A 13,383-nucleotide genomic window follows, 5' to 3' on the forward strand; every position below is an offset into this window, starting at 1 on the left:
CGGCGCGGCGCGCGGGCGGTCCGGGAACCAGTGGCCCGGGGCGGGACGTTCCGCCCGTGTGCCCGGTACGGTCGGGCTCGCCGCACGAACCGTACGAGCACAGGAGCCGTCCCCCATGACGTCCGTCACCACCCGCCGCGGCGACCGCCGGATCAGCCCCGTCTTCCTCGGCATCCTGGCCGTCACCGCGCTCGGGGGCTGGGCGGCCTGGACCGGGTTCGCGCCGATTCCGGCCCGCCCTGGCCTGGCGGTGTTCGTGTTCGTGACGGCGGCCTGGGTGGTCTCGCTGTGCCTGCACGAGTACGCGCACGCGCGCACCGCGCTGCACAGCGGTGACGTCACCGTCGGCGCCAAGGGCTATCTGACACTGAACCCGCTGAAGTACACCCACGCCGTGCTGAGCATCCTGCTTCCGCTGCTGTTCCTGGTCATGGGCGGGATCGGGCTGCCCGGCGGTGCGGTGTTCATCGAGCGCGGCCGGATCCGGGGCCGCTGGCGGCACAGCCTGGTCTCGGCGGCGGGACCGCTGACGAACGTACTGTTCGCGGTGGTGTGCACGGCGCCGTTCTGGCTGCACGCGCTGGACGGCGTGCCCGCCGGGTTCCGGTTCGCCCTGGCCTTCCTCGCGCTGCTGCAGGTGACGGCCGCGATCCTGAACTTCCTGCCGGTCCCGGGCCTGGACGGCTACGGCGTGATCGAACCCTGGCTGTCGCACGACATCAAGCGCCAGGTGGAGCCGTTCGCACCGTTCGGCCTGATCTTCGTCTTCGCGCTGCTGTGGGTGCCCTCGCTCAACATCGCGTTCTTCGACGTGATCCACACGCTGCTGCGTCACCTCGGCGTCGGCCCCCTCGACCAGTACTGCGGCCACGAGCTGTACCGCTTCTGGCAGGGCACCAGCGGGTTCTGTTCGGTCAGCCGGTGACGGAGCCGTCCTGCCGCATCCGGCCGCGGCGGACGTAGTACCAGGTCATGTTGGACGACAGTCCTGCCAGCAGCACCCACACGACCCCGAGGAGCCAGCTGCCCTGGACGAACGAGACGACGGCCGCGGCCACGGACAGCAGGCAGACGATCAAGGCGTAGAGGGCGAGTCGCCGGGCCGGGTGGGGCGGGGGCGATGACTGCATGGTGGTCGGCTCCTGTCGGGGGACACTGCTACGGCCACCAGTGTCCCCCATGGACTCATACGTCCGTGATCCGGAGCCCCGCGTGCGCCTTGTAGCGGCGGTTGACCGAGATGAGGTTCGCGACCAGCGACTCCACCTGGTGGGCGTTGCGCAGCCGCCCCGCGAAGACGCCCCGCATGCCGGGGATGCGGCCGGCCAGCGCCTGGACGGTCTCCACGTCGGCGCGCTCCTCGCCGAGGACCATCACGTCGGTGTCGATCCGCTCGATCCCGGCGTCCTGGAGGAGCACGGCCGACAGGTGGTGGAAGGCCGCCGTCACCCGTGAGTCCGGCAGCAGGGCGGCGGCCTGCTCGGCGGCGCTGCCCTCCTCCGGCTTGAGCGCGTAGGCGCCCTTCTTGTCGAAGCCGAGCGGGTTGACGCAGTCCACGACGAGCTTGCCGGCCAGCTCCTCGCGCAGGGCCTCCAGGGTCTTGCCGTGGCCCTCCCACGGCACGGCGACGATCACGATGTCGCTGCGGCGCGCGGTCTCGGCGTTGTCGGCGCCCTCGACGCCGTGCCCGGTCTCCTCGGCCGCCGCACGGGCCCGTTCGGCCGCGCGCGAGCCGATGATCACCTTCTGCCCGGCGCGGGCGAGCCGGTAGGCCAGGCCCTTGCCCTGCGGGCCGGTTCCCCCGAGCACGCCCACGACCAGCCCGGAGACGTCGGGGAGGTCCCAGGGGTCCTTGGCGGGGGCCTTGTGTGCACTGTCGCTAGAGGTCATGCGCCGACTCTACGTCCGCCGCCGCACCTCCGCCGGGTCCCCCGGGAGGACGAACGCCGGTCGAAGTCCGCCCCGCCCGTGCCCGTTTGCGGCAGGATGCGCGCCTATGGACGCCGTACGGGTCACGCTGCTGCGCGAGGTGCTCGCCGGGACCGAGTGGCTGGGGGCCACCCGGCGGTTCGCGGGGGTGCTGCGGGGGTCCGTGGTGTCGCACGGGGGCGGGCTGCTGCTCGTGGGCACCCCGGAGGACGAGCCCTGGCACCTGGCGGCGCACCTGGTGGACGAGGCCGCCTGGTCGGGCACCCCGGAGCTGGCCCCGACGCTCGTACGGCACGCCCCGCGCCCCTCGGACCGGGCGCATCTGGCCGTGGGCCTGGGACGGCTGGCGGCGGCCCGGCGCGGCGAGACGCTGCTCGTGGTGGCCCCCGAGGAGCCCGCCCCGCTCCTGGAGCGCGTGCACGAGGCCCGGCGGGCCGGGGCGACGGTGCTGGCCCTTGGCTGCGGCGGGGGCGAACTGGAGGCGATGGCGCACGAGACGCTGGCGGTGCCGCCCGGGTCCGAGTTGGACCTGGACACCGTGCAGCACCTGGTGAGCGCGGCTGCCGGGGAGAACCCGCTGCCGGTCCAGCGCGGCCGCGGCCGCTTCCGCGACCGCCTGTCCCGGATGACGGACCTGCTGACGGCACCGCCACCGCCGCGCTGGTAGCGGGGCGTACGGAGACCGGTGGCGGGAGCGTACGGAAACCGGCGGCGGGGGCGTACGGAAAACCGGTTGCCGCCGTCCCCGCGCCTGCCGACGATGGCCCCTCGTGACCGACGACTCCCCCGCCCCTCCCTCCGGCCTGCGGGCCGTGCTCCCCGACCTCGCCCCCTGGCACGCCTCGCGCGACTTCCGGCGGCTGTGGGTGTCGGGCCTGATCTCGAACTTCGGCAGCTTCCTCACCTTTTACTCGGTGGGTCCGCAGCTCGGGCAGGTCCGCTCGGACTCCTTCGCCGCGTGGTGGGGCGTACGGGCGTCGGTGTGGTCGGGCGGGGTGCGGTGGGGGTGCTGGCGCTGTGCCTGCCGGGGCTGATGCGGTACGACGCGCGGACGAACGAGCACGCGGTGCGGATGCGGGCGGACCGCGCGGCCGGCGCCGTGCGCGCGGCCGCGTGATCGGCGTGAGCGGTGCCTCGGGGGCTGTTCAGCTCTCCTCGGTGCCGCCCGTCGGGGCGTCGTGCCAGCGGGGGTCGTTCTCCCACTGGAGGTTGCGTTCGCGGGCGGTGTCCATCGCGTGCTGGGCCTCCTCGCGGGAGGTGTACGGGCCGAACCGGTCCTTGGCGGGGCACTCGGGCCCCTCCTCGACCTTCTTGTGCTCCAGGCAGTAGTACCACTCGCCCGGCTTACCGGCGGTCCGCTTCTTGAACAGGGCCATGACCAGCTCCTCTCGCCACGGACATGTTCCCCCATCGCCCCCGGATAGACTCGCCGACATGTCTGGCCAGTCGTTGCTCGTCCCCGGGGAGCTGTCCCCGACCCGTTCCGTGCCCGGAAACATCCGCCGCCCCGAGTACGTCGGCAGGCCCGCGCCGAAGCCCTACACCGGGCCGGAGGTGCAGACGCCGGAGACCGTCGAGGCGATGCGGATCGCCGGGCGGATCGCCGCGCAGGCCATGGAGGAGGCGGCCCGGCACATCGCGCCCGGCGTCACCACGGACGAACTGGACCGGGTGGCGCACGAGTTCATGTGCGACCACGGCGCCTACCCCTCCACGCTCGGCTACCGCGGCTTCCCCAAGTCGCTGTGCTCCTCGGTCAACGAGGTCATCTGCCACGGCATCCCGGACTCGACCGTGCTGCGGGACGGCGACATCGTCAACCTGGACGTGACGGCGTACATCGGCGGAGTGCACGGGGACAACAACGCGACGTACCTCGTGGGTGACGTGGACGAGGAGAGCCGCCTGCTGGTGGAGCGCACCCGGGAGGCCCTCGACCGCGCGATCAAGGCGGTGCGCCCCGGGCGGCAGATCAACATCATCGGCCGGGTCATCGAGTCGTACGCCAAGCGGTTCGGCTACGGCGTGGTCCGGGACTTCACCGGGCACGGCATCAACACGTCGTTCCACTCCGGGCTGATCGTCCCGCACTACGACAGCCCGCACGCCACGACGCTCATCCAGCCCGGGATGACCTTCACGATCGAGCCGATGCTGACGCTGGGCACCTACGAGTACGACGTCTGGGACGACGGCTGGACGGTCGTCACGAAGGACCGCAGGCGCACCGCCCAGTTCGAGCACACGCTGGTGGTGACGGACTCGGGGGCGGAGATCCTGACGCTGCCGTAGTACGGCCGCGCCGACACCCGCCGCCTCGACGTGTGGCCCGCTCCCTTCGGGGGGCGGGCCTTTTCTTACGCCCCCAAGTGTCCGCTTGGCCGGAATTCGACGTAGAGTTTTCCCGACACAGTGTCGGTAAACCCATTGACTTAGGCAAGGCTTACCTTAGAGGATGGCCTCATGGATTCCTTCTCGACACTCATCCGCACCGCCTCCCACGAGCAGCACACGGAGGCGGAGACCTCCACCTTCATGAGCGATCTGCTCGGCGGCCGGCTCGGCGTGGACGCGTACGCGCGGTACACCGAGCAGCTCTGGTTCGTGTACGCGGCACTGGAGGACGGGGCCGAACGGCTGGCGTCGGATCCGGTGGCGGGCCCGTTCATCCAGCCCGAGCTGTTCCGCCTGGCCGCGCTGGAGCGGGACCTGGAGCATCTGCGCGGCGCCTCCTGGCGCTCGGAGGTGAGCGCGCTGCCCGCGACCGAGGCGTACGCGGAGCGGGTGCGCGAGTGCGCCGAGCAGTGGCCGGCGGGCTACATTGCCCACCACTACACCCGCTACCTCGGCGACCTCTCCGGCGGCCAGATCATCCGCGACAAGGCGGAGAAGACCTGGGGCTTCACGAAGAAGGGCGACGGAGTCCGCTTCTACGTCTTCGAGGAGATCACCAACCCGGCCGCCTTCAAGCGGGGTTACCGCGAACTCCTGGACGACGTGGACGCCGACGACCTGGAGAAGCAGCGCATCGTGACCGAGTGCAAGAAGGCGTTCTCCCTCAACACGGCGGTCTTCCACGCCCTGGCCGAGGAGTTCCCCCTGTCGGCGTGACCGCGGCCGGGGGCCGGCAGGACGTGGACCGTGCCTTTCAGCGCTCCAGGACCACTCGGCCGCCGACCTCGACCCAGCCGCCCGGCTGGGGGGCCGTGAGGAGTTGTGAACCCGTGCCCTGCACGATGTTCAGGGCACGGCCCAGTTGGGCTGTGAGCAGTAGGGCCGCCGCGCCTGTCGCCTCGTCCTCGTCGATGCCTCCGGTGCAAGCCCCGGCTCCACTGGAGCGGCTGTCGCCGCGCTCATCGATTCGGCCCGGGAAGGCGCGGGCGCGGATGCGGCCGGCGGCCTCGTCCTCCCAGGACCAGGCGTAGATCCACTCGCCGGGCGGCGGTACGGGCAGGTCGTCGACCTCGGCGGCGGTGGCGTACTGGCGCAGGGTGCGCGGCGGGGCCCACTCCGGGCGGGCCTCGATCCAGGTGAACTCGCCGTCCAGTCGGGTGCCCACGGTCCCGGCGGGGGTGACCAGTTCCGGTACGTCCAGCAGCCAGGCCACTCCCACGCAGGGGTGGCCCGCGAACGGCAGGCGCAGGGTGGGCGTGAAGATGTCGATGACGCCGCGCTCGGGGTCGTCGACGAACACCGTCTCGCTGAAGCCGAGTTTGGCGGCCAGTTCCTGGCGGTCGTCCCGGTCGGGGACGCGCGAGCCGTCGCGGACGACACCGAGTTCGTTGCCGTAGCCGCCGTGCGGGCCGCAGAAGACGCGCAGGACATCGTAGTCAGTCACCCGGGCATTGAAGCATCGCGGCGGCGGTGCCGTCCGAACCGGGACGGTACCGCCGCCGATGCGGATCAGGCCTCCGTGTCGCGGCGCCTGCGCAGGGCGTAGAGGACGCCCGCGCCCGCCGCCACGGTCGCCGCGGCGGCCGCGCCCAGGGCGCCCACCGGGACGTCGGAGCCGGTGGCGGCCATGCTGCCGCCGATGCCGCCGGTGGTGGAGCCGACGCCGCCGGTCGTCGAACCGGTACCCCCCGTGCCGGTGCCGCCCGTGCCGCCCGTGCCGCCGGAGGTGCCGGTGCCGCCCGTGCCGGAGCCGCCGCCCGACGTGCCGTTGCCGGACGGCAGTTCGGCGCCCTTGGTGAGGGCGACGGACAGGTTCACCGGGTCGAGCGCGGTGCCCTTGTCGTAGAAGCCGCCGAACGCCTTGGCGCCGGCCCCGGTCAGTGTCGCCGTCACGTCGTTCACGGTGATGACGTCGCCCTTGGCGGTGAGCTTGGCGGAGGCGGCCTTCAGGTCGGCCAGGACCACGTTCGGCGACTTCTCGCCGAGGCTGGTGACATCGGCGGTCAGCTTGCCGGAGCCGCCGTCGAGGGAGGCCCTGACGTTGTCGAGGGTCAGGTCGAGGCCGTAGCCGCCGCCCTCGCCCTCGCCCTGGTGGCCCTTGAAGTTCACCGAGCCCTTGAACGCGGCGGACAGGGCGCCGGCCTCGGTGTCGTAGCTGCCGGTGGCGTCCGCGAAGGTGAAGGCGCCGTTGCCGGATGCCTGGGAGGCGCCGTCCGACGCCGCGATCCGGCCCTTGGCCACCGGTCCGACGACGTAGCCGCGGAAGGAGTCCTTCACGCCCCAGGTCAGCCTGCCGTCGGCGATGTCGCCCTTGGAGGGGGCGGGCGCGGTGGAGGCGGACGGCGAGGTGGACGCCGTGGGCTCGGCGCTCTGGGAGGCCGAGTCACCGGGCTTCGGGGACGTCGACGGGGTGCCGGTCTCCGACTCGCTCGGCGAGGCCGACGTGGTGGGCGAGGACGTCGGCTCGGGCGAGGTGGTCTCCGGGTCGCTGGGCGACGGGCTCGGCGACGTCGTGCCCGGCTTCTTCACCACCGACAGCGGATCGCCCGCCGCGCCCGCGTAGTTGGAGCCGCCGAGGAAGGTGCCGGCCTCGGTGGTGAGGATGGTGGCCAGGCCGCTCATGTCCGAGCCGGCCGGCGCCGCGACCTTGGCGAACGGCACGTCCTGCTGGGTCGGGCCGTCGTCGGCGGTGAGGTCGGCGGTAAGGATGCCCGTGGCGCTGTCGTACTGGAAGTCGCTCATCACCCGCTTGAACCCGTGCACCGGCGACTCGGAGACGAGGGTGCCCTTGAAGGCCAGGTGCAGCGTGTGGTTGGTGCTGTCGTAGGTGCCCTGGCCGTCGGTGAAGGTGAAGACGCCGTTGCCGTCGGCCTGCGAGGCGCCGTCGCTGACGGTGAACGTGCCCTTGGTGTAGGGGCCGGTGACGTAGTTCCGGTACGAGTCCTTGATGCCCCAGCTCAGTTCGTAGCCGGCCAGGGGCGCGGAGGCCGCGGCGGCACCGGGAGCCGTGGCCAGGGCGGCGGCTGCCATCACGGTGGCCGTGGCCACGGCGGCGGCGAACATCACCGGCCGTCTGCGGGCGCGGGTGGCGGTGGCGGACATGGCGGTTCTCCTCGTGACGGGATCCACCGGTGGGGCGGCGGAGGGAAGGGAAGGGGAAAGGGAATCGGACGTGGGGGATGGGGAGTGAAGGTCTCTGGCTCAGCGGGCCGGACGGACGCGAAGGGTCACGCTCCGCCCGACCGCTCCTCGTCGGTGCCGGAACCCACGGTCGGCACGGCGGCGGTCGTACGGTTCCTGCGGCGGTACAGCGCCGCGCCGCCGAGCGCCAGCACCAGCGCGCCTCCCGCGCCGAGGGCGACCGGCAGGACCGGGGTGCCGTCGTCGCCGGTGGCCGCGACCGGCTCGGCCGAGGTGGCGGGGGCGGCCGTCGTGGGGGCGGGCGCGGTGGTGTCGGTGGCGGCGCTGCCCAGGTCGGGCAGGGCGGGCAGTTCGGCGTCGTCGGTGAGGGCCACGGCCAGGGACACCGGGTCCATCGCGGTGCCCGCCGGGTACATCCCGCCGAACGCCTTGGCGCCGCGGGCGGTCAGTTCGGCCGGTGCCTCGGTCACCTTCGCCAGGCCGTCGCGGGCGGTCAGGTTCTTGGCCGCGAAGGTGACCAGGGGGACCTTCGTGCCGGTCAGGCGGTCGCTCGTCACGTCGGCGTAGAGCGTGCCCGTGCCCTTGGCGACGGTGACGCGGACGGCGCTCAGTTCGAGGTCGAGGCCGTGCGCGCCGGTGAAGCGGACGGCGCCCTTGAAGGTGGCGTCGAGCGCGCCCTTGTCGTACGTGCCCCGGCCGGAGGGGAAGCGGAAGAGGGCGCCGCCGTCCTGGGCTCCGTCGGTCAGGGTCCACTTGCCGCGGGCGATGTCGCCGGTGACGTACTCGCGGAAGGTGCGGCGCACGCCCCAGTCGACGGCGCCGTTCACGAGCGCCCGGTGCGAAGCCGTCTTCTTCCGCGCGGACTTGGGCGGGGTGGGCGTGGGCTTGGGCGAGGGGGCCGCCGCCTTCGCGGCCGGACGCACGTCCGCCGCGAGGCTCACCGGATCCAGCGCGGTTCCGGCCGTGTAGTAGCCGGCGAAGGAGCGCGCGCCCTGGGTGGTGAGGGTGGCGGGCAGGTTGTTGAGGACGACGGCGTCGCCGCCGCCTCTCATGTCGATCCCGCCGAGGGAGAGGGTGGCGAAGGGCACCTGCGCGGAGGTCGTGACGCTCCCGGTGTCCTTCGCCTTGCTGACGACGTCCACGTAGAGCGTGCCGACGGAGCCGTTGATGCTCACGGTGGGCCGGCTGAGGGTGAGGCCGAGCTGGTAGCCGCCGTTCGCCGCCTGATGGCCGACGAAGCGGACACCGCCGAAGAAGGAGGCGCGGAACGCGCCCGTGGCGCCGTCGTAGGAACCGGCCGCCGAGTGGAAGCGGAAGGTGCTGCCGCCGACGGTGGCGGCACCACCGGTCAGGGAGTAACTCCCCTTGGCTATGGGCCCGGTGACATAGCTCTGGAAGGAGGACTTGATGCCCCAGTCCAGCCGGCCGCCCTGGACGGTGCGGCTCTCGGCGTGGGCGGCGGTGGCCGGCAGCAGGACCGCCGACAGGGCCGCGGCGAGCACGGCGAGAGCCGTGAACGACGCGGTGACCAGAGCGCGAAGGCGCGCGGGCATGGGGAACCTCCCGATCCACAACCGGTAGCAAGCGAAGGTAAGGCTAACCTAATATGTGCCGGTCAGATGCTGGCAGTACCCCCCGAAAGGAACGGACAAAACCGTGCGACGCTTGCGCACAACACTGGCGGGAGCACTGGTGTCCGTGCTCGCCCTCACCCTGACCGCTACCGGTTGTTCCGGTTCAAGACCCTCCGGCACGGACCAGGGATCAGCCGCGAAGACGGCGGCCGCCGCCGTCGACAACCGTGTCGAACCCCTGGCCGGCACACCCTCGCCCCGGCTGCCCGTCACGGTCCGTTCCGCGGACGGCAGGGAGGTGACCGTCAGGAAGGCGCGCCGGATCGTCCCGTTGTCCGGCAGCCTCAGCGAGATCGTGTTCACGCTGGGCCTCGGCGACCGGGTCGTCGCCCGTGACATCACCGCCACCTTCCAGCAGGCGGCGAAGCTGCCGGTGGTGACCCGCAATCACGACGTGTCCGCCGAGAGCGTCCTGTCCCTCGCCCCGGACCTGGTGCTGGCCGAGACCACCAGCGGGCCGGTGGAGGCCATGGACCAGATCCGCGCCGCGGGCGTCCCCGTGCTCGTGGTGAAGCCGGCCGCGGGTCTCGCCGACGTGGGGACACGCATCCAGGCGGTCGCCGGTGCGCTCGGCGTACCGGCCGCGGGCCGGGAGCTGACCACGCGCTCCGAGGACCGGATCGACGCCGTGCGCGAGGCGATCCCGGCGCACGCCGACCACCCCCGCGTCGCCTTCCTGTACCTGCGCGGCTCGGCCTCGGTCTATCTGATCGGCGGCGCCCGGTCCGGTGCGACCTCGCTCATCGAGGCGGCCGGCGGGGTGGACGCGGGCGCCGACTCGGGGCTGACGAAGGACTTCACCGCCATCACCACCGAGGCGCTGGCGAAGGCGGCTCCGGACGCGATCCTCGTGATGAGCAAGGGCCTCGAATCCGTCGGCGGCCTCGACGGGCTGGTGAAGATCCCCGGCATCGCCCAGACACCGGCCGGGATGGAACGCCGGGTCGTGTCCGTCGAGGACGGCGTGCTGCTCAACTACGGCCCGCGCACGGCCCAGGTGCTGCGCTCGATCGTCGACCAGCTCTACGCGGGCGGTGCCCGGTGACGGCGGTGGACGACAAGCCCGTACGCCCCCTCCAGGCGCCGCCCGCGCCCGCCGGGCGGAAGCGGCGCGGCACGGCCTGGTTCCTGACGGGCGGTCTGGTGCTCGGTCTGCTCGTGCTGGTGCCGGTCGCCGCCGGGACCGGCGCGTACCCGATCCCGACCGGCGAGGTGCTCTCCTCCGTGCTGCACCGGATCGGCCTCGGCGGCGGCGGTCTCGACCGGGTCGCGGAGTCGGTGCTGTGGAACGTGCGCTTCCCGCGCATCGTGCTGGCCCTGCTCGTGGGCGCCTCGCTGGGCTGCGCGGGCGCGCTGATGCAGGGCGTGTTCGGCAATCCGCTGGCCGAGCCGGGCGTCATCGGGGTCTCCTCGGGGGCGGCGGTCGGCGCGGTCGCCGCGATCGCCCTCGGCCTCGACTTCCTCGGCACCTGGACGGTTTCGGTGGTCGCCTTCGCGGCGGGCCTCGGCACGGTCCTGCTGGTGTACGCGATGGCACGCTCGGGCGGCCGCACCGAGGTGGTGACGCTGATCCTCACCGGGATCGCGGTGAACGCCTTCGCGGGCGCGCTGATCGGCCTGTTCCTGTTCTTCGCGGACTCGGCCGCGGTCAACCAGATCGCCTTCTGGCAGCTCGGCTCGCTCTCCCAGGCCACCTGGCCGAAGGTCATGGCCGTCCTGCCGTGCGCGGTGCTCGGACTGGGCGTCGCGCCGCTGTACGCGCGCCGTCTGGACCTGCTCTCGCTCGGTGAGGGTCCGGCCCGGCACCTGGGCGTGGACGTGGAGCGGCTGCGCGTCGTGCTGGTGCTGGTCATCGCCCTGCTGACCGCGGCGGCCGTCAGCGTCGCCGGAATCATCGGCTTCGTCGGTCTGGTCGTACCGCATCTGCTGCGGATGGCCGCCGGGCCCGGGCACCGCTTCCTGGTGCCGGGCAGCGCCCTGCTCGGCGCGCTCGTCCTGCTCGGCGCGGACCTGGCCGCCCGCACCGTCGCCGCACCCGCCGAGCTTCCGCTCGGCGTGCTCACCGCACTGGTCGGCAGCCCGTTCTTCTTCTGGCTGCTGCGCCGCACCCGCCGCAGGCAAGGAGGCTGGGCATGAGACTGCCGAGGATCCGACCGGTTCCCCCCACCCCGGCTGGTCCCGGGGACGTGCTCGCCGAGACGGAGGCGCTGCGGGTGCGCCGGGGCCCCCGCGAGGTGCTCGACGGCGTCGACGTCGCGGTCCGCGCCGGGGAGGTGCTGGCCCTGGTGGGCCCCAACGGCGCGGGAAAGTCGACCCTGTTGGCCGCGCTCGCCGCCGATCTCCCGCCCACGGCGGGCGTGGTGCGCGTGCACGGCCGCCCGGCGCAGGAGTGGTCCGCACCCGAACTCGCGCTGCGCCGCGCCGTGCTGCCGCAGTCGGCGGCGCTCTCCTTCCCCTTCGCCGTCGAGGAGGTCGTGCGGATGGGCCGTGCCCCGCACGCGTCCTGGGCGTCCCCGGACGAGGACGAGCGGATCGTGGCCGAGGCGATGGCCGCCACCGAGGTGACCGCGTTCGCGGCGCGCCCGTTCCCCGCGCTCAGCGGCGGTGAGCGGGCCCGGGTCGCGCTCGCCCGGGTACTGGCCCAGCGGACACCGCTGCTGCTGCTCGACGAGCCGACCGCCGCGCTCGACCTGAAGCACCAGGAGATGGTGCTGCGGCTGTGCCGGGACAGGGCGCACGCCGGGGACGCGGTCGTCGTGGTGCTGCACGATCTGGGACTGGCCGCGGCGTACGCGCACCGGGTCGCGATCCTGTGCGCCGGTCGTGTCGTGGCCGACGGCCCGCCCGCCGAGGTCTTCTCCGAGGAGCTGCTCTCCCGGGTCTACGACCAGCGGGTCGAGGTGCTGCCGCATCCGCGTACGGGCGCGGTCCTGGTGACCCCCAGACGGAGCCCTTGACCCCGACTTGACCTACCCTTTGCCCGTTGTTGACACCTTCGCGATCAGTTCGTTCCCGCACGCGGATCATGAGACAGGAATCACGGTCCGCACGGGTGGGAACCAGGTAAGCCTCGGTTAAGTTAGGCAAGCCTCACCAAGGGTTGTGGGGTGTCAGGTCACCTTCCAGCCACCCCGGGAGCCCACGTGCGAGCCGTCCGCTTCTCCGTCATCACCGCCGCGGCCGCGGTCGCGCTGGCCGCCGTGACGGGCTGTACGCAGAAGAGCGGCGCCCAGGACGCGGACCGCGTGGTCGACGTGACCGCGAAGGACGACTCCTGCGAGGTCTCGAAGAAGGAGTTCCCGGCCGGGCACGTCGAGCTCGCCATCGAGAACAAGGGCTCGAAGGTCACCGAGGTCTACCTCCTCTTCCCCGACGACCGGATCGTCGCCGAGCGCGAGAACATCGGCCCCGGTATCAAGCAGAAGGTCACCGCCGAGGTGAAGGCCGGCGACTACCTCATCGCCTGCAAGCCGGGCATGAAGGGCAAGGGCATCCGCCAGGAGGTCAAGGCGACCGGCGGCTCGGTCGCCAAGCGCGACCCGAAGCTGGACGAGGCCGTCGCCGACTACCGCCAGTACGCCCAGGACCAGGCCGACGAGACCCTGCCCCGCGTCGAGGCCTTCGTGAAGGCGATCAAGGCCGGTGACGTGCCGGCCGCCAAGAAGGCGTACGCCATCTCCCGCCTCGGCTGGGAGCGCACCGAGCCGGTCGCGGAGTCCTTCGGCGACATCGACCCCAAGGTCGACGTCCGCGAGGACGGCCTGGAGGACGGCCAGGAGTGGACCGGCTGGCACCGCCTGGAGAAGGCGCTGTGGAAGGACGGCAGGATCGGCGCCGAGGAGAAGGCGCTCGCCGACCAGCTCCTCACCGACCTGGAGGACTGGCAGAAGCGGGTGGGCACCGCCGAGATCACCCCGACCTCCATGGCCAACGGCGCCAAGGAACTCCTCGACGAGGTCGCCCAGGGCAAGGTCACCGGCGAGGAGGACCGCTACGCCCACACCGACCTGGTCGACTTCAAGGGCAACGTCGAGGGCGCGCAGAAGGCGTACGAACTCCTCAGGCCGGTCGCCTCGAAGAACGACCCGGCGCTGGCCAAGGAACTCGACAAGCAGTTCGCCGCGCTCGAGACGCTCCTCGACAAGTACCGCACGGACAAGACGTCGTACGAGTTCGTCTCCTACGACAAGGTCGGCAAGGACGACCGCAAGGAGCTCTCGGACGCGGTGAACGCGCTCGCCGAGCCGCTGTCCAAGCTCGCCGCGGCCGTCGTGAAGTAGTGAAG

Annotated in this window: 14 protein-coding genes and 1 pseudogene; 9 read left to right on the forward strand and 6 right to left on the reverse strand. The window is 72.5% G+C overall.

Annotation, left to right across the window (positions count from 1 at the left end; translation table 11 throughout):
* Positions 1-115 precede the first annotated feature (115 nt).
* On the forward strand, positions 116-925 hold the full coding sequence (locus tag ACIP4X_RS02355) for a site-2 protease family protein (protein WP_358729613.1): 810 nt from the start codon (positions 116-118) through the stop codon (positions 923-925).
* Here the strand turns inward: ACIP4X_RS02355 and ACIP4X_RS02360 are convergent.
* Positions 915-1,181 carry a hypothetical protein gene (locus ACIP4X_RS02360; RefSeq protein ID WP_391453344.1) on the reverse strand — a complete coding sequence of 89 codons (267 nt, stop codon included), beginning with the start codon at positions 1,179-1,181 and terminating at the stop codon, positions 915-917. The two genes, ACIP4X_RS02355 and ACIP4X_RS02360, sit on opposite strands and share 11 nt — an antisense overlap.
* A gap of 4 nt (positions 1,182-1,185) precedes the next feature.
* Positions 1,186-1,890: an NADPH-dependent F420 reductase gene (gene npdG, locus ACIP4X_RS02365; RefSeq protein ID WP_358729611.1), complete on the reverse strand. Its 705-nt coding sequence runs from the start codon at positions 1,888-1,890 to the stop codon at positions 1,186-1,188.
* Positions 1,891-1,996: 106 nt separating this feature from the next.
* Here npdG and ACIP4X_RS02370 point away from each other — a divergent pair, with 106 nt between their 5' ends.
* Both ACIP4X_RS02370 and ACIP4X_RS02375 read left to right on the forward strand, forming a co-directional pair.
* Positions 1,997-2,596: a hypothetical protein gene (locus tag ACIP4X_RS02370; RefSeq protein ID WP_358729610.1), complete on the forward strand. Its 600-nt coding sequence runs from the start codon at positions 1,997-1,999 to the stop codon at positions 2,594-2,596.
* Between the two features lie 223 nt (positions 2,597-2,819).
* Positions 2,820-3,046: pseudogene (locus tag ACIP4X_RS02375) on the forward strand (MFS transporter); the annotation flags it as partial.
* 28 nt (positions 3,047-3,074) lie between these two features.
* Here ACIP4X_RS02375 and ACIP4X_RS02380 read toward each other — a convergent pair.
* Positions 3,075-3,305 carry a hypothetical protein gene (locus tag ACIP4X_RS02380; RefSeq protein WP_358729609.1) on the reverse strand — a complete coding sequence of 77 codons (231 nt, stop codon included), beginning with the start codon at positions 3,303-3,305 and terminating at the stop codon, positions 3,075-3,077.
* 58 nt (positions 3,306-3,363) lie between these two features.
* Between ACIP4X_RS02380 and map the strand changes: the two genes are divergently transcribed.
* Both map and ACIP4X_RS02390 read left to right on the forward strand, forming a co-directional pair.
* The gene (gene map, locus ACIP4X_RS02385; RefSeq protein ID WP_358729608.1) at positions 3,364-4,221 is read left to right on the forward strand and encodes a type I methionyl aminopeptidase; all 858 of its coding nucleotides are present in this window, start codon (positions 3,364-3,366) and stop codon (positions 4,219-4,221) included.
* Positions 4,222-4,392: 171 nt separating this feature from the next.
* Entirely contained in the window at positions 4,393-5,040 is a 648-nt protein-coding gene (locus ACIP4X_RS02390) for a biliverdin-producing heme oxygenase (RefSeq protein ID WP_358729607.1), read from the forward strand.
* A 37-nt stretch (positions 5,041-5,077) separates the two neighbouring features.
* Here ACIP4X_RS02390 and ACIP4X_RS02395 read toward each other — a convergent pair whose 3' ends face one another.
* The 3 genes from ACIP4X_RS02395 to ACIP4X_RS02405 all read right to left on the reverse strand — a co-directional run bounded on the left by ACIP4X_RS02395 (position 5,078) and on the right by ACIP4X_RS02405 (position 9,017).
* Positions 5,078-5,767, reverse strand: a complete 690-nt coding sequence (locus ACIP4X_RS02395) for a PhzF family phenazine biosynthesis protein (RefSeq protein WP_358729606.1) — start codon at positions 5,765-5,767, stop codon at positions 5,078-5,080.
* A 65-nt stretch (positions 5,768-5,832) separates the two neighbouring features.
* Complete coding sequence (locus ACIP4X_RS02400) at positions 5,833-7,425, reverse strand: HtaA domain-containing protein (RefSeq protein WP_401346277.1); 1,593 nt, start codon at positions 7,423-7,425, stop codon at positions 5,833-5,835.
* A gap of 125 nt (positions 7,426-7,550) precedes the next feature.
* Entirely contained in the window at positions 7,551-9,017 is a 1,467-nt protein-coding gene (locus ACIP4X_RS02405; RefSeq protein WP_401346279.1) for an HtaA domain-containing protein, read from the reverse strand.
* 112 nt (positions 9,018-9,129) lie between these two features.
* Between ACIP4X_RS02405 and ACIP4X_RS02410 the strand changes: the two genes are divergently transcribed.
* From ACIP4X_RS02410 to efeO, 4 genes are all read left to right on the forward strand, one after another.
* A complete protein-coding gene (locus tag ACIP4X_RS02410) occupies positions 9,130-10,143 on the forward strand; it encodes a hemin ABC transporter substrate-binding protein (RefSeq protein WP_401346281.1) in 1,014 nt (337 codons plus the stop codon).
* 5 nt (positions 10,144-10,148) lie between these two features.
* Positions 10,149-11,234 carry a FecCD family ABC transporter permease gene (locus ACIP4X_RS02415; protein WP_401346283.1) on the forward strand — a complete coding sequence of 362 codons (1,086 nt, stop codon included), beginning with the start codon at positions 10,149-10,151 and terminating at the stop codon, positions 11,232-11,234.
* On the forward strand, positions 11,231-12,055 hold the full coding sequence (locus tag ACIP4X_RS02420; protein WP_358729601.1) for a heme ABC transporter ATP-binding protein: 825 nt from the start codon (positions 11,231-11,233) through the stop codon (positions 12,053-12,055). Before ACIP4X_RS02415 ends, ACIP4X_RS02420 begins: the two co-directional genes overlap by 4 nt.
* Before the next feature lie 186 nt (positions 12,056-12,241).
* The gene (gene efeO / locus ACIP4X_RS02425; RefSeq protein WP_391453331.1) at positions 12,242-13,378 is read left to right on the forward strand and encodes an iron uptake system protein EfeO; all 1,137 of its coding nucleotides are present in this window, start codon (positions 12,242-12,244) and stop codon (positions 13,376-13,378) included.
* Positions 13,379-13,383: the final 5 nt, after the last annotated feature.

This window comes from Streptomyces sp. NPDC088817 (genome assembly GCF_044750345.1).
GTDB lineage: Bacteria > Actinomycetota > Actinomycetes > Streptomycetales > Streptomycetaceae > Streptomyces.